The organism is Massilia antarctica, assembly GCF_015689335.1.
Taxonomy (GTDB): Bacteria; Pseudomonadota; Gammaproteobacteria; order Burkholderiales; family Burkholderiaceae_D; genus Telluria_A; species Telluria_A antarctica.
Window position 1 is genome coordinate 7,370,188 of sequence record NZ_CP065053.1, and the last position, 16,828, is coordinate 7,387,015.

General features: G+C 64.1%; 9 protein-coding genes. 8 read left to right on the forward strand and 1 reads right to left on the reverse strand.

Annotation, left to right across the window (positions count from 1 at the left end; genetic code table 11):
- Window positions 1-26: 26 nt before the first annotated feature.
- The 8 genes from IV454_RS32335 to IV454_RS32370 all read left to right on the forward strand — a co-directional run bounded on the left by IV454_RS32335 (window position 27) and on the right by IV454_RS32370 (window position 15,066).
- Complete coding sequence (locus IV454_RS32335; protein WP_206089632.1) at window positions 27-2,213, forward strand: cyanophycin synthetase; 2,187 nt, start codon at window positions 27-29, stop codon at window positions 2,211-2,213.
- A gap of 95 nt (window positions 2,214-2,308) precedes the next feature.
- A complete protein-coding gene (gene cphA, locus IV454_RS32340; protein ID WP_206089633.1) occupies window positions 2,309-4,879 on the forward strand; it encodes a cyanophycin synthetase in 2,571 nt (856 codons plus the stop codon).
- 399 nt (window positions 4,880-5,278) lie between these two features.
- Window positions 5,279-5,938 carry a CDP-alcohol phosphatidyltransferase family protein gene (locus tag IV454_RS32345; RefSeq protein ID WP_206089634.1) on the forward strand — a complete coding sequence of 220 codons (660 nt, stop codon included), beginning with the start codon at window positions 5,279-5,281 and terminating at the stop codon, window positions 5,936-5,938.
- Window positions 5,935-6,546, forward strand: coding sequence for a lysophospholipid acyltransferase family protein (locus tag IV454_RS32350; protein WP_206089635.1), 612 nt, complete (start codon window positions 5,935-5,937; stop codon window positions 6,544-6,546). The genes IV454_RS32345 and IV454_RS32350 overlap by 4 nt, the downstream gene beginning before the upstream one ends.
- A 10-nt stretch (window positions 6,547-6,556) precedes the next feature.
- Window positions 6,557-7,489: a phosphatidate cytidylyltransferase gene (locus IV454_RS32355; protein ID WP_054264018.1), complete on the forward strand. Its 933-nt coding sequence runs from the start codon at window positions 6,557-6,559 to the stop codon at window positions 7,487-7,489.
- Between the two features lie 229 nt (window positions 7,490-7,718).
- Complete coding sequence (locus IV454_RS32360) at window positions 7,719-10,865, forward strand: alpha-1,6-glucosidase domain-containing protein (protein ID WP_206089636.1); 3,147 nt, start codon at window positions 7,719-7,721, stop codon at window positions 10,863-10,865.
- 250 nt (window positions 10,866-11,115) lie between these two features.
- Complete coding sequence (locus IV454_RS32365) at window positions 11,116-13,755, forward strand: TonB-dependent receptor (RefSeq protein ID WP_206089637.1); 2,640 nt, start codon at window positions 11,116-11,118, stop codon at window positions 13,753-13,755.
- 159 nt (window positions 13,756-13,914) lie between these two features.
- A complete protein-coding gene (locus IV454_RS32370) occupies window positions 13,915-15,066 on the forward strand; it encodes an IS4 family transposase (protein WP_206089638.1) in 1,152 nt (383 codons plus the stop codon).
- 105 nt (window positions 15,067-15,171) lie between these two features.
- Here the strand turns inward: IV454_RS32370 and IV454_RS32375 are convergent.
- Window positions 15,172-16,376 (reverse strand): IS3 family transposase gene (locus tag IV454_RS32375; RefSeq protein WP_206088614.1). Its coding sequence is split into 2 segments (ribosomal slippage): window positions 15,172-16,091 and window positions 16,091-16,376, totalling 1,206 coding nucleotides; the frame shifts between segments, so codons are not numbered across the junction.
- Between the last annotated feature and the right edge of the window lie 452 nt (window positions 16,377-16,828).

Genomic DNA, 16,828 nt, shown 5'->3' on the forward strand with positions numbered 1-16,828 from the left:
CAGGCCTGTTATCAAGAAATAACGACATGACAAAGAAGAAAGAAATCAGTGTTCTGCGGGTAAGTCACCTGCGCGGACCCAACATCTGGACCTATCGCCCGGTCATCGAGGCGTGGCTGGATATCGGCGCGCTCGAGGATTTTCCGTCGAACCTGCTGCCCGGATTGTACGAACGCCTGACCGCCTGGCTGCCCGGCCTGATCGAACACCGTTGCGGCGTGGGCGAGCGCGGCGGCTTTTTGGAGCGCCTGCGCGAAGGCACCTGGTCCGGCCACATCCTTGAACATGTCGTTCTCGAACTGCAAAACCTGGCCGGCATGCGCACCGGCTTCGGCAAGACGCGCTCCACCGGCCAGCCTGGCGTGTACAAGATGGCCTTCCGCACGCGCCAGGAACAAGTCGGCCTGGCCGCGCTCGAGACCGGGCGCGCCCTCCTGATGGCCGCCATCGACGACACCGGATTCGACCTGGCCGCCGCCGTCGCCACCCTCAAGGACATCGTCGACCGCCAGTGCCTCGGCCCCAGCACGGCCCACATTGTCGAAGCGGCCACCGAACGCAAGATTCCCTTCATCCGCCTGACCGACGGCAACCTGGTGCAACTCGGCCACGGCGCCGCCCAGCGCCGCATCTGGACCGCCGAAACCGACCGCACCAGCGCGATTGCCGAAAGCATCGCCAGCGACAAGGACCTGACCAAGACCCTGCTGCAATCGTGCGGCGTGCCGGTGCCCGAGGGCAGCCTGGTACGCAGCGCCGCCCAAGCCTGGGAAGAAGCGCAGGACATCGGCCTGCCGGTGGTGGTCAAGCCGTACGACGGCAACCACGGGCGCGGCGTCTCGCTCAACCTGATGACCCAGGCCGACGTTGAAAAAGCCTACCACCTGGCCGCGCGCAAGGGCGAAAGCGCCAGCGTGATCGTCGAGCGCTTCATCCCCGGCGACGAACACCGCCTGCTGGTGGTGGGCACGCGCATGATCGCCGCCGCCAAGGGCGAATCGCTGTGGGTCACCGGCGACGGCGTGGGCGACATCATCGCCCTGGTCGACAGCCAGATCAACATCGACCCGCGCCGCGGCGTCGGCGAAGATTCGCCGCTCAACCTCATCGCGCCCGACATCTCCGCCGAAATCATCCTCGAACTCGAACGCCAGGGCATGACTGCCCACTCGGTCCCGCTGGCCGGCCAGAAAGTGCTGATCCAGCCGAACGGCAACGTCGCCATCGACGTCACCGACCAGGTGCACCCATCGATCGCCCACGCCGCCGCACTGGCCGCGCGCATCGTCGGCCTGGACATCGCCGGCATCGACCTGGTGGCCGAAGACGTCACCCGCCCGCTCGACACCCAGCGCGGCGCCATCATCGAAGTCAATGCCAGTCCGGGCCTGCTGGCCCACCTGAAACCCGGCCAGGGCGAAGCGCGCCCGGTCGGCACCGCCATCATCGAGCACCTGTTCGGCGCCGGCGAAAGCGGGCGCATCCCGCTGATCGGCGTGACCGGCACCAGGGGCACCAGCCTGATTGCGCGCCTGATCGGCTGCCTGGTGCACCTGACCGGCAAGCATACGGGCGTGGCCAGCGGCCAGGGCCTGTTCCTCGACCAGCGCCAGGTCACCGGCGAGAACGCCATGACCTTCGAGGCCGGCCAGCGCCTGCTGATCAACCGCACCGTCGAAGCGGCTGTTTTCGAAAGCAATGCGCACACCATCCTGTCCGAAGGCCTGGCCTACGACAAGTGCACGGTGGGCGTGGTGACCGACATGGATGGCCAGGAAGCGCTGGCCGAATTCCACATCAACGACGCCGACGGCATGGCCAACGTGCTGCGCACCCAGGTCGACGTGATCCTGCCCGACGGCGCGGCGGTCCTCAACGCGGCGGACGCGCGCGTGGCGGCGCTGGCCGACCTGTGCGACGGCCGCGTGATCTTCTACGCGCTCGACCCCGAACTGCCCGTGATCGCGGCCCACCGCGGCGCCGGCGAGCGCGCCGTCTTCATGCGCGGCCAGGACGTGGTGCTCGGCGACGGCGCGCAGGAAACGGTGCTGTTCCAGATGTCTACGCTCAAGCCGGGCACGGCGAAGTATCCCGAAACGGTGCTGGCGGCGGTGGCGGCGGCATGGGCGCTGGATGTACCGGCCGCCCTGATCGGGGCCGGCCTGCGCACCTTCGACACGGCTGCCAACAAAGCCGCCAAAGCCAAACTTTAACAACACAGCGCCCGGCCGGATGGCCGGGCTGCCGGCAGTGTCAACGCCCGAGGGCGCAGCGACGCACCAGCGCACCACATAGGATGAAACGGTTTATGGAAGTATCTCGCGTACGGGCCCTGCGTGGCCCCAACCTCTGGAGCCACCACACCTCGGTCGAAGCGGTCGTTGCCTGCACCAGTGCCGAACAGGATGTCGGCGCCCTGCCCGGCTTCGAAGATCGCCTGCGCGCGCTGTTCCCCGAAATGAGCCCGCTGCAAACGCTCGGCCACCACGACCCCATCGCCATGGCCCAGGTGCTGGAACTGGCGGCGCTGTCGCTGCAGGCGCAAGCCGGCTGCCCGGTCACCTTCAGCCGCACCACCGCCACACCAGAGGAAGGCATCTTCCAGGTCGTGGTCGAGTATTCCGAAGAAGTGGTGGGCCGCCTGGCCATGGACCTGGCCGCACAACTGTGCGCCGCCGCCACCGCCGACACCCCGTTCGACCTTGGCGCCGCCCTGACCCAACTGCGCGACCTCGATGAAGACGTGCGCCTGGGCCCGAGCACCGGCGCCATCGTGCAAGCCGCCGTGGCCCGCAACATCCCGTTCCGGCGCCTGACCGACGGCAGCCTGGTCATGTTCGGCTGGGGCAGCCGCCAGCGCAAGATCCAGGCCGCCGAAATCGACAGCACCGGCGCGATTGCCGAATCGATCGCGCAAGACAAGGAACTGACCAAGAAACTGCTGCACGCGGCCGGCGTGCCGGTGCCCTTGGGGCGCGTGGCCGCCGACCCGGACGACGCCTGGGCCGCCGCGCTGGAGATCGGCCTGCCGGTCGTGATCAAGCCGAAGGACGGCAACCAGGGCAAAGGCGTGACGGTCAACGTCACCACCCGCGAACAGCTGGTGGCCGGCTACCACGCCGCCGCCGAATTTCGCGACGATATCCTGGTCGAGCGCTACCTGCCCGGCCACGACTTCCGCCTGCTCGTCATCGGCAACAAGCTGATTGCCGCCGCGCGGCGCGACCCGCCCATCGTCGTTGGCGACGGCAAGCACACCGTGCGCGAACTGGTCGACCAGGTCAACCTCGACCCGCGCCGCGGCAACGGCCATTCGACCTCGCTGACCAAGATCCGCTTCGACGACATCGCGCTGGCCAGCCTGGCCAAGCAAGGGCTGGTGGCCGAATCGGTTGCAGCCAAGGGGCAGCGCGTCATCCTGCGCAACAACGCCAACCTCTCGACCGGCGGCGCGGCCAGCGACGTCACCGACGACGTCCATCCCGAAGTGGCCGCGCGCGCGATTGCCGCCGCCCACATGGTGGGCCTCGACATCTGCGGCGTCGACCTGGTGTGCGACAGCGTGCTCAAACCGATCGAAGAACAGAACGGCGGCATCGTCGAAGTCAACGCCGCCCCCGGGCTGCGCATGCACCTGTCGCCCTCCTTCGGCAAAGGCCGTCCGGTGGGCGAAGCGATCATCTCGTCCATGTTCGCCGACGGCGACGACGGCCGCATTCCCGTGGTGGCCGTCACCGGCACCAACGGCAAGACCACCACGGTACGCCTGATCGCCCACCTGCTCACGGCCGGCGGCCTGCGCACCGGCATGACCAACACCGACGGCGTCTACATCGAAGGCCGGCGCATCGACAGCGGCGACTGCAGCGGCCCGCGCAGCGCGCGCAACGTGCTGCTGCACCCCGACGTGGACGCCGCCGTCTTCGAGACCGCGCGCGGCGGCATGCTGCGCGAAGGGCTCGCGTTCGACCGCTGCCAGGTGGCCGTGGTCACCAACATCGGCGCGGGCGACCATCTGGGCCTGAACTACATCACCACGGTCGAAGACCTGGCGGTGCTCAAGCGCGTGATCGTGCAAAATGTCGCCAACGGCGGCGTGGCGGTATTGAACGCCAACGACCCGGTGGTGGTGGGCATGGCCGACAACTGCCGCGGCACGGTCACCTTCTTCACCGCCGACAGCGGGCATCCGGTCATGTCGACCCACCGCGCCCAGGGTCAGCGCGTGGTCTACGTCGACGGCGGCATGCTGGTCGCCGCGCAAGGCAAGGTGGAGCACCGCATCGCGCTGGCCGAGGTGCCGATCACGCGCGGCGGCAGCATCGGCTTCCAGGTCGACAACGTGATGGCCTCGGTGGCGGCGGCATGGGCGGTCGGCACGGCGTGGGACGACATCCGCGCCGGGCTCAAATCGTTCGCCAACGAAAGCGACAATGCGCCGGGGCGCTTCAACGTCTTCAGCTACCGCGGCGCGACCGTGATTGCCGACTACGGCCACAATCCGGACGCCATCCTGGCGCTGGTGGGTGCGGTGGAAAGCATGCCGGCCAAGCGGCGCATGGTGGTCATCAGCGGCGCGGGCGACCGGCGCGACGAAGACATCCGCCAGCAGACCGAGATTCTGGGTGCGGCCTTCGACGACGTGCTGCTGTACCAGGACCAGTGCCAGCGCGGGCGTGCCGACGGCGAAGTCGTCGCGCTGCTGCGCCAGGGCCTGACGGGCGCCGCGCGCACCACGCACGTGGACGAAATCAACGGCGAGTTCGTTGCGATCGACACGGCGCTGGCGCGTCTCGGCGAAGGCGACCTGTGCCTGATCCTGATCGACCAGGTCGACGAAGCGCTGGCCCACATCGCCAGCCGCATCGCCCAAGGCTAACCGCCACTCACAATTTCCCAACCGGGGTCTGACCTCTGATTAGAAATAATTGCCTGCCAGAGGTCAGAAAATCCGCGAAATCGGGGCAGACCTCCTACAACCGGGGTCTGACCTCTGATTAGAAATTGTTTTGAACAAGCAAGCTGCCCGGTTCGGATACGTCACGGATACGTCATCTGGCAGCGTACTTCCTCACTCTGCGGCCGGCTCCCGATCCACCAGATCGATGACGCGCGCCGGCAACACTGGAGCCGGGATCTTGATTCGACACGGTAATTAATTGCTAATCAGAGGTCAGACCCCGGTTGTGCATGTGTTGCCCAAAGCAAAAATATTAATGTTGATAGACAGTTAAATAACAACTACACTGGGGCGCCTTTACTGCCAATAATAGATGCCATGACGCAACACGACGAATCCGATCGCCGGCCCATTACCGTGCGCGATGCCGGCTGGGCAAGGCGGATTGCACGATGGCTGGCCGACCGAGGCATCAGCCCCAATCAGATTTCCGTTCTCAGCATCGTCTTTGCCGCCCTCGGCGCCGCTGCGCTCATCCGCGGCGGGCTCTTCATGCACCATCCCGCCCTGTTCCCGATCGCCGCCGCGCTGTGCATCCAGGGCCGCCTCTTGTGCAATCTGTTCGATGGCATGGTCGCCGTCGAGTACAACAAGGCCACGCCGCTCGGCCCCGTGTTCAACGAATTCCCCGACCGTATCGCCGATTCCCTGCTGCTGGTCGCCGCCGGCTATGCGGCCGCCGATCCCGTGCTCGGCTGGCTGGCAGCCCTGGCCGCCGCCCTGACCGCCTACGTGCGCGTGTATGGCGCTTCCTGCGGCCTCGGCCACGATTTCCGCGGCCCCATGGCCAAGCAGCACCGCATGGCCGTCCTCACCGTGGCTTGCCTGGCCGCCGCTGTCGTGCCGGTCCTTCCGCTCGGTTACCCGACCATGGGCGTGGCCATGGCCATGGCCATCATCGTCCTATTGAGCCTGGTCACCTGCGTGACCCGCACCCTGGCCCTGTGCCGCCAGCTCGAACAGAAAGCCAGGCAGTGAACCCTTTCTTCCGCCTGCAGCGCGACGCCTTGCTCGGCCTGCAGCGGCTGATCGTCGGTGGCGCCGCCTTCTACGATGTAGCGCCTGCCCATCCCTGCGTGTTTTTCGCCAATCACACCAGCCATCTGGATACCACGGGCTTGCTCGGTGCCATTCCGCCCACCATGCGCGACCGCACGCGCCCCGTGGCCGGCGCCGATTACTGGGACAAGACGGCGCTGCGCCGCTACATCGCGCACAGCCTGCTCAACGTGGTGCTGGTCGACCGCGCCAAGGGCGGCGCCGAGGCGCTGGTGCCGCTGACCGCAGCGCTCGACCAGCACGATTCGCTGATCGTGTTCCCCGAGGGCACGCGCAAGGATGCGACCTTGCCGGGCGAGTTCAAATCCGGGCTGTATCACCTGAGTAAGGATCGCCCAACCCTGGCCCTGGTGCCGGTGTACCAGCAAAACCTGCACCGCGCGCTGCCCAAGGGCGCCCCGTTCCCGCTGCCGCTGCTGTGCCGCTCGCACTTCGGCGCGCCGCTGTACAACGACCGCGGCGAGGACAAGGAGGCCTTCCTCGCGCGCATGCACCAAGCCGTGTGCGACCTGGCCGATACTTTCTGAGGCGCTCCCGATGACTCCCCAATTCATACTGACCGGCCAGATCCTGCTGGCGATCCTGGTGGTCGCCTCAGGCGTCGGCTTCGTGCTGCGGCTCAGGAATCCCGGCAGCGCGACCATCATCAACCTGAACGCCCGCATCAACGCGTGGTGGATCATGGCCGGCGTGCTGTTTTCAGCGCTGGTCCTGGGGCGCTATGTGACGATCGTGGTGTTCGGCTTCGCCTCGCTGATGGCGCTGCGCGAATTCCTCACCCTCACGCCGACCCGCAAGAGCGATTACTGGCCACTGTTCATCGCCTTCTTCATCGCCCTGCCGGCCCAGTACTGGCTGCTGTGGACCCAGTGGTACGGCCTGTTCGCGATCATGATCCCGGTGTATATCTTTTTCCTGATCTCGGCCGCCAGCGCGATCAGCCAGGATACCGAGGACTTTCTGTCGCGTAATGCACGCATCGTGTTCGCGGTGATGATCTGCGTGTATGGCGTCAGCCATGCGCCGGCCCTGCTGATGCTCGACATACCGAACTTCGAAGGCCACAACGCCCAGTTGCTGTTCTTCTTCGTCTTCATCGTGCAGATCAGCGATGTGCTGCAGTACGTCTTCGGCAAGCTGTTCGGCAAGCACAAGCTGGTGCCCAAGCTAAGCCCGAACAAGACCTGGGAAGGCTTGATCGGCGGCGGCCTGGCGACGATGGGGATCGGCGCGCTACTGGCCTTCGTCACGCCGTTCACGCCGCTGCAGGCGGCCGGCATGGCCGCGCTGATCGTCATCGGCGGCGTCATGGGCGGCCTGGTCATGTCGGGCGTGAAGCGCTCGCTCGGGGCCAAGGACTGGGGCACGGGCATCGCCGGCCACGGCGGCTACATGGACCGCCTCGACTCGCTCGGTTTCGCCGCTCCGGTGTTCTTCCACATCGTGCGCTGGATCTGGGCCCTGCCCTGACCTGTTCGTAGCACAAGTACGTCCCGCTCCGCCTTCCTTTCCCTGCCCCAGCCATCGTCCGTTCCGCCCTCGTCGGCGGCGGCCGGCGTTCGCCTTGATTTTCTTATAACTCGGTAAAACAATATGTAGTAATATTACATAGGCTCACAGCCTATCGCCAGCGGCGTCACAAAAACGACGTATCAAGGACAAGGGCGCCGCTGCACATCCCCCTCTTCAGGAGTTGCACATGCATTCTCTAGGTAGTATTACTTCACGACTCACATCGCCATCTCAGCGCCTGCTCAGCGCGAGCTTGTGCGCCAGCCTGCTGGCCGCCTGCGGTGGTTCCGATTCCACCAGCGCCCCCGAAACCCCGAAAATGATGTCGGAGTCGGTCCAGCGCGCATCGGTCGCGGCAGCCGCCGTGGCACCCGGCACCATCCGCATGCACTACCGGCGCGCCCAGCGCGACGAAGCGCAGTGGGGCGTGTATTCCTGGTCCGGCCCGGCCAAGCCCAGCGTCGAATGGATCAAGGACCGCTTCATGCTGGCCGCCAGCGACAGCTACGGCGGCTATGTCGATATTGCGGTCGATGCCACCAAGACCAAAATCGATTTCCTGCTTACCGATGGCAGCGGCAACAAGAACTGCGCCAGCGACCAGGCCGGCGATTTTGCGGCGGACATCGCCACCCGAGGCCAGGAAATCTGGCTGCTCGAAGGCGACTGCAAGGTCTACACCAGCGCCCCGGCGATCAGCTTCGGCAACCTGGCCAACGCCGCCGCGCACTGGCTCTCGCCCGATACCGTGGTGTGGCCGGGCACGCCGGCCGGTGGCAGCTACAAGCTGTTTTACGCGGCCAACGGTGGCTTGGGTTCCGCAGCGGGCGGCGTTACCGGCGCCGATGGCAGCATCGACCTGCGCGCGGCCGGTGCCCTGTCGCCGGCGCTGCAAGCGAAGTATCCGCACCTGGCCGGGTCCACCACGCTGACACTATCCGGCGCCGACACGGCCGGCCTGCCCGCCAAAGTCAGCGGCCAGTTCGCCATCGCCCAGTTCGACGCGGCGGGCAAGCTGGTACAGGTCACGTCGCTGCAAACGAGCGGCCTGCTGGATGCCCTGTTCGCCCCGGCCGCCGCCAACAGCGCGCTCGGTGCCACCTTCAACCGGGCCGGCGTGCCGACCTTCCGCGTGTGGGCACCGACCGCCAAATCGGTCGCGCTCAATGTGTACGCGAATGCCGGCGCGGCCAGCGCCAGCAGCGTGCCGATGACGCGCGACACGGCCAGCGGCGTGTGGCACTACACGGCCCCCAACGCCGCCTGGACCAACCGCGCCTACTACACCTACACGGTCAATGTGCTGTCGCGCTGGGCCAACAACACGGTGGTCAGCAACGTGGTCACCGATCCGTACTCATTGAGCCTGAACGCCAACGGCCAGCGCAGCTTCGTCGCGAACCTGGACAGCGCCGCGCTCAAACCGTCCGGCTGGGACTATCATCCGATTCCGCGCCTGGAGCATCCGACCGATATCTCCCTGTACGAACTGCAGGTGCGCGATTTCAGCGCCAGCGACCTCACTGTGCCGGCCAGCCATCGGGGCAAGTTCCTCGCTTTCACCGATGTGCACTCGAACGGCATGCGCCACCTGCGCGCGTTGCAGCGCGCCGGCATGAGCCATATCCATCTGCTGCCAAGTTTCGACATCGCCAGCGTCAACGAAACCGGTTGCGGCACACCAGTCATTCCGGCCGCGGCGTCCAATTCGGAGGCGCAGCAAGCCGCCGTGGCGGCCGCCGGCGACAGCGACTGCTTCAACTGGGGCTACGATCCGGTCCATTACAGCGCGCCCGAGGGCAGCTTCGCGACCGACGCCAGCGACGGCGCGGTGCGCGTGCGCGAGTTCCGCGCGATGGTCAAGTCGCTGCACGAACACGGCTTGCGCGTGACGATGGACGTGGTCTACAACCACACCAGCGGCGCGCAGCAAAGCCCGCTGTCGGTGCTCGACAAGATCGTGCCGGCCTACTACTACCGCCTCAATCCGAGCGGCGCCATCACCAACGACAGCTGCTGCGCCGACACCGCCGCCGAAAACGCGATGATGGCCAAGCTGATGACCGATTCGGTCGTCACCTGGGCCACCGACTACAAGGTCGACAGCTTCCGCTTCGACATCATGGGCATGGCGCCGCTGGCGGTCATCACCAAGCTGAAAGCGACGGTCGAGCGCGCCGCCCAGCGCGACATTTACCTGTACGGCGAAGCCTGGAACTTCGGCGTGGTCGGCAACGACGCGCGCTTCGTGCAGGCGCGCCAGGCCAATATGTTCGGCAGCGGTATCGGCTCGTTCAACGACCGCCTGCGCGACGCGGTGCGGGGCGGCGGCTGCTGCGATGGCGGGGCGGACCTGATCGGCCAGCAGGGCTTCATCAACGGCGCCTTTTACGACCCGAATGCCACCAGCACGCAAACCAAGGACGACTTGCTGCGCCTGGGCGACTTGATCAAGGTGGGCTTGTCGGGCACCCTGCGCGACTACAGTTTCACCGACCGCACTGGTGTGGTGCGCAAGAATGCGGACATCGATTATTTCGGGCAGAAGGCGGGGTTCGCGGCCAGTCCGGCCGAAACCATCAACTACGTCGAAGCGCATGACAACCAGACCCTGTTCGACCTGAATGCCTTCAAGCTGCCGCAGGCGACCAGCTTTGCGGACCGCGTGCGCGTGCAGAACCTGGGCGCGGCGATCAACATGCTGTCGCAAGGCGTGCCGTTCTTCCACGCGGGGCAGGACATCCTGCGTTCGAAGTCGCTCGACCGCGACAGCTACAACGCCGGCGACTGGTTCAACCGCCTCGACTTTTCCTACCAGTCGAATAACTTCGGCGTCGGTTTGCCGATGGCTGGTGTGAACAAGGCCAACTGGGAATTCATGTCGCCGATTCTCGCCAATGCGCTGATCAAGCCCGATTCGGCGGCGATTGTGTCGGTGCGCGATTACTTCCTCGACCTGCTGGAGATACGCAACGACACCACCCTGTTCCGCCTGCGCAGCGCCAGGGATGTGAGCGAGCGGCTCAGGTTCCACAACGTGGGGCCGCAGCAGGTCGCCGGTTTGATCGCGATGAGCATCGACGGGCGCCGCTATCCGGGCGCGAAATACGCCAGCGTGGCGACCTTTTTCAACGTCGACAAAGTCGCCAGGACCATCACGATCGATGAACTCAAGGGGCGCAAGCTGGCCGTGCACAAGGTGCAGCGCAAGTCGGACAATGACCGGCTGGCCAGGACGGCGACGTACGAGCGCGCCAGCGGCACCTTCAGCATTCCGCCACGAACAACAGTGGTGTTCGTGGAGAATGGTCCGTTCTGGCAAAACGACGACTAGGCCATCAAAGGTAGAGTCGTCCCCGCGCCAAGGCGGCACTCGGCGGGGACCCAGGTTCCGCGCTCAGTCGTTGGCTGCGGAGCGGACTTGGGTTCCCGCCGACTCCCCTTTGGCGCGGGAACGACAGCGGTGCTGCCGATACCAAGATCGGTATCGGCAACGGCAAAAACATGATTGGAGCAATTTCTGCGTGTCCCCTATGATTCGGGCAAATAAGAGCATTGAGCTCGATAACAATCATCGGAGACCCATGAACAATCCCGCCCCCGCCCGCGGCCGCGCCCGCACGGCCCGTCCCATCGTCCTCAAATCCCTGGTAGCCTCCCTGCTCGGCGCCGGCATGCTCAGTCATGTCTCGGTCGCCGCCCAGGAAGCACTCCCCGCCTCTCCTGACACCGCCGTCGTTACCGTCAGCGGCGTGCGCAAGGCGGCGCAGAGCGCGCAAACGATCAAGAAAAACGCCGACCAGGTGGTCGATTCCATCGTCGCCGACGATATCGGCAAGTTCCCCGACAAGAACGTGGCCGAAATCCTGCAACGCGTCCCCGGCGTGCAAGTCTCGCGCGGCAGCGGCGAGGCCGGCACGGTCATCATCCGCGGCTTGGGCGGCGTGGTGGCCCTCCTCAATGGCCGCGAGTTTTTCTCCGACACCGGCCGCAGCCTGTACCTGGCCGATGTGCCGGCCTCCATGCTGCAACGCATCGACGTCTACAAGACTCAGGGCGGCGACCTGCCCGAAGGCGGCACCGCCGGCGTGATCGACGTGCGCACCAACCGCCCGTTCGACTTCAAGGGCCGGCAGGTCAACCTGAATGCGCGCGTGGAAAACCGCGACAAGGCCAAGACCAATAATCCCGACCTGAGCGCCATGGTCAGCGACCGCTGGAAGACCGATATCGGCGAGTTCGGCGCGCTGGTCGGCCTGTCGTACCAGCGCGGCCGCTACCACGATGAAGTGGCGTTCGCCGGCTTTCCGATCCCGATCGACAATGGCGTGACCGGCGCCGAGAACTTCGGCCGTTTCATGGGTAACGGCGACCGCAAGCGCGAGGCAGGGAACATCGCCCTGCAATGGCGTCCGAGTCCGACCGTGGAAGTGTTTGCCGAAGGCTTCCGCACGAATATCGACCACCGCTTCCAGAACAATTTCATGATCGGTTTCCCGCCGCACTTCACCGGCGCGACCATCACGACCAAGCCGGGCACGAACAATCTCGACACCATCACGCGCCTGAACCAGGATGCGCCGGGCTTCTCGTCGACCCAGGCTTACCAGCACGATGTGACCAACCAACAGGTGGCCGTCGGCGCGCGCTGGGATGCCACGCCCACCTTGCGCTTGACCACCGAAGTGGCGCGCACCGCGAGCTACTTCAAGGAACGGCGCGTGATTTTCGACTTCGATTACACGGCGCGCGGCTTCCTGGGCGCGGTGCGCTCGGGCGGCGGCTACCTGGACTTCCCGGGCACGAACATGGAAGACCCGGACGACGCCAAGTTCCGCGTGCGCGGCGGCACCGACATCGCCAACGCGCGCCAGGGCACCTCGAACGACTGGCGCGGCGATGTGGTCTACGACACAAGCGAGAACGGCGTGCTCGGTTTTGTGAAGGAACTGGCCGGCGGCGTGCGCCTGGCCGAGCGCAAGGCCTCGTCGCGCGGGATCCGCGACATGTGGTACGCGAATAGTCCGCAAAATGGCGTACCGGCCAGCAGCTTTCCCGGCTTGTGGACCTTGTCGGCGCCGACCGGCGGCAATTATGGCGTGAACCGCTACGTGGTGGCCGACCATAACTATCTCCTCGACCATACCGACGTCGTGCGCACCATCCTGACCGGCTCGCCCGCGCAGCTGGAAGACAATCCGCTGTCGTACTACAGCGACGTGGAACGCACCTCGGCCTTGTACGCGAAGGCCAAGTTCGGTTTCCACATGGGCGTGCCGATCAGCGGCGTGGTGGGCGCGCGCGTGGTGCGCACCGAGCAGACGCTCAAGGGCAATTCGTCGATCGTCGGCGTAGTCGCGCCGGTGTCGGTCGATACCAGCCGCACCGATGTGCTGCCTAGCCTGGCGCTGCGCGCGGAGCTGGCGCCAACCCTGGTGGCGCGCCTGGTCAGCGGCCGTGCAGTCGAGCGGCCGGCGTTTGCCGACTACAATCCGGCGCTGCGGCTGACCGAAGGGGTGGCGGCGACGTCGAATTCGTCGGGCATCGTCGGCACCGGCGCGGCCGGCAATCCGAATCTGCGGCCGACCAAATCGGACAATATCGACGTGGCGCTGGAATGGTATTTTGCGCCGACGGGTTCGTTGACGGGAACGATTTTCCAGCACAAGTTCACCGACCGTTCGGTGGAAAAAGCGGCGCGCGAAATCATCAACGGCCGCGAGTACGATGTGACGCGCCGCTACAACCTGGCCAAGGCCAATCTGGAAGGCGTCGAGATGAGTTACCGGCAGTTCTACGACTTCCTGCCGGGGATGCTGAGCGGGCTGGGGCTGGAGGCGAACTTCACGTACATCACCGGCAAGCAGACCAATCCGGATGGACGCGAGTCGACCTTCCTGGGGATGTCGAAGACCTCGTATAACCTGGTGGGGCTGTACGAGAAGGAGGCGTGGTCGGCGCGCCTGGCGTACAACTGGCGCTCGAAGTTCATGGCCGAGGAACGCTATCGGGGTAATGACAAGCTGGACTTGTATGTGGCGCCGCTGCGCTCGCTCGACGGGTCCTTGTCGTACCGGATCAGCAAGCAGCTGACCGTGACCCTGGATGGGAATAATCTGCTGGACCAGCCGTATCACGATTATTTCAACAAGGACCCGGGCCTGGTGCGCGATACGCGCCGCTATGACCGGGCGGTGGGGTTGGCGCTGCATTACAAGTATTAAGCCCTCCGTCGCTCCCGCGCAGCCTCCAGTTCCTAAGAAACTTCTCCAATTCCGTGGAACGAGGCAAGTCCAGATGCTAATGCCGCTAGCTTATGCTCCGTCATTCCCGCGAAGGCGGGAATCCAGGTCCGGCGCTCAGCCAACGGCTACGGTACAAAATTGGGTTCCCGTCTGCGCGCACTGCTGTCCGGAATAAAGTGGGTTGACAACGTTAAAAGGGTTGCAGGTATTGGTTTACGAGGGTTAACCTCTGTTTGCCAACTTAAAAACCAAACCTGCAACATGTTCAGCATAACTACTTTTCAGCGTTTAATGAAGGGGCTCCCGCGAGGAACCTTCGCTCAACTAGTCGAACGGCACAATGCCGACAAATATTGCAAGAAGTTCGGGCATTGGGATCATCTCATTGCCATGCTCTACGCGCAGATCAGTGAGGCGAAGGGGTTGCGACCACTGGAGACTGGCTTCAACAGTCATGTCGCGCATCACTACCATCTTGGTACGTCAGCGATCAAGCGCTCCACCTTGGCTGACGCCAATGAGAATCGATCTGACACGGTGTTTAGTGATACCGCTGCCTGGTTGATGGGGAAGGTGTCGCGTAAGCTGCGCCAGCAAAGCAATGATCTGATGTATTTGCTTGACTCCACCTCGTTGACGTTGAAGGGACGGGAGTTTGAGAGGTGGACGCCCGAGAATAGCACTCGCAATACGCAAGGCTTGAAGCTGCACGTTTTGTATGATGCCCATGATGCAATCCCTGTCTGGCACGACATTAGCCACCCCAACGTCAATGACGTTGAACGGGCAGTTGACGTACCGCTCGAAGCGAACGCGCTCTATGTATTTGACAAGGGCTATTGCGATTTCAATTGGTGGAAATCCATTGACGAGGCCAACGCGCGCTTTGTTACTCGTTTCAAGAACAACGCCGCTGTCAACGTCCTGCAGAAATCGGACATCCCTGCTGATGATGCGCACATCGTGCTCAGCGACGAAATCGTTACTTTCAAGCACAAACGGCTCGGCGGAAAACGGATCAATCTCTACTTTGGGAAGCCTTTGCGCCGTGTCATCGTGGCGCGGCCGAACAAAGATACGCCCATCGTTCTGGCTACTAACGACTTCGACAGTAGTGCCATGGAAATTGCCCAGCACTACAAAAAGCGCTGGGCAATCGAGCTGTTCTTCAAATGGATCAAGCAGCACCTCAAGATCAAGCAGTTCCTCGGACGATCTGAAAACGCGGTCCGGATTCAGATACTTACTAAAGTGGACCCATCGGTCAAGACAATTATTCAGCAAGTTTAAGCTGTGTCCGTTTCCACCGCTGCAGCTGGTCGGCGCTGCCCCGTGATTCTCTAATCATGCCGCTGGAGGGCATCATCCTCCAGTGGCCGCCCCCGGCAGGGCTTTCTACCCGCACACCGTTCCCTCAACGACCGCCTCGGCGTCGCCATACTTGTCGACGATCAGCGCTCCGCCGCCGGTCCCGCTGCGATAGACGCTGGCGGGCGTCTCGTAGCCAAGGGACTGGTGAGGACGCTCCGCGTTGTAGAACGCGAAGTACTGGGCCAATCCCACCATCAGCTCGGCCATGTTGGCGTAGCCCTTCAGGTACACGTCCTCGTACTTCACGTTGCGCCACAGGCGCTCGACGAAGATGTTGTCCAGGGCCCGCCCTCTCCCGTCCATGCTGATGTCCACCCGTTCGCGCTTGAGCACGTCCGTGAACGCCTTGCTCGTGAACTGCGAACCCTGATCGCTGTTGAACACCTCGGGCTTGCCATGCTCGCGTAGGGCGTCCTCCAGGCAGTCCACACAGAACGACGCATCCATGCTGTTGCTGAGCCGCCAGGACAGGACCTTGCGGCTGTACCAATCGATTACCGCCACCAGGTAGGCGAATCCCCGCGCCAACCGGATGTAGGTGATATCTGTCGACCACACGTGGTTGGGCCGCGTCACCGGCACGCCCCGCAACAGATACGGATACACCTTGTGCTCTGGATGAGCCTTGCTCGTGTTCGGCCCCGGCGCCATCCCGGCCAGCCCCATGCGGCGCATCAGTCGCTGCACGCGCTTGCGGTTGACGACGTGGCCCGCCGCGCGCAGGAACACCACCATGCGCCGGCTGCCGTAGAACGGCCGGTTCGTGTATTGCTCGTCGATCAGCCGGCACAACAGCAAGTCCTCGGCACCAGCATCTTCCGGCACCTTGGCAGTCAGTCGCCGGTACACCGTCGCGCGCGGCACTTCGGCCAGCTCGCACTGTCGGCTCAGAGGCAGTTCCTCGGCGCCGTCGATCCAGTTCATCCTGGCTTCCTGGCTCACACCCCCAACTTTTTTTTGAGCCAATCGACTTCCATCTTCAGCCGCCCGATCTCGCCATACAGCCGCTCTTCGTCGCCCTTGTCCTCGGCCGGCTTGGGCCCGCGCTTACCCTCGAACAGCGCCCCTGCGGACTCAAGAATTTCCTTCTTCCACTGCCCGACCAGTTGCGGATGCACGGCGTATGACTGCGCGATCTCGCTGATTGTCTTGACCCCGCGAACCGCCTCCAGGCCGACCTTCGCCTTAAACTCGGCCGTGTGTACCTTGCGCTTTTTTGCTTCACCCATTTGCTGTCATCCTTTCAAGGACGATAGCTTAAACTACCCCGTGGCCACTGTCTCAAAATGTGGATCCACTATATACCGCTCTCATCAGTTATTTGTTGGTTGCACTGTTCAACGAGTCCAACCGTGTGAAACGGACCCTGTGGGATTGCCTTTGCTTCGTCCGCGCAACCCTATTTCAACGTACGGACACCGAAGATTTACATGATCGCCGACGACGACAAGCGGCGCACGAATTCGCAGAAATTCAAGGATGCCTCTTCTCGTGAGCGCGTCAAGAAAATTATTCCGGACGACAGTGCGTCTGCGCGGGAATGACGATTTTGAAGCTTGTGGTCAGAAAAACGCTGAACCTAACGCCATTGAGTCCAAAAGGCAGTTCCTGGAGGCGGGAACCCAATTTCGTAGATCAGCCAGTGGCTACAGCGCAAACTTGGGTGGAACGCATGCGTTCC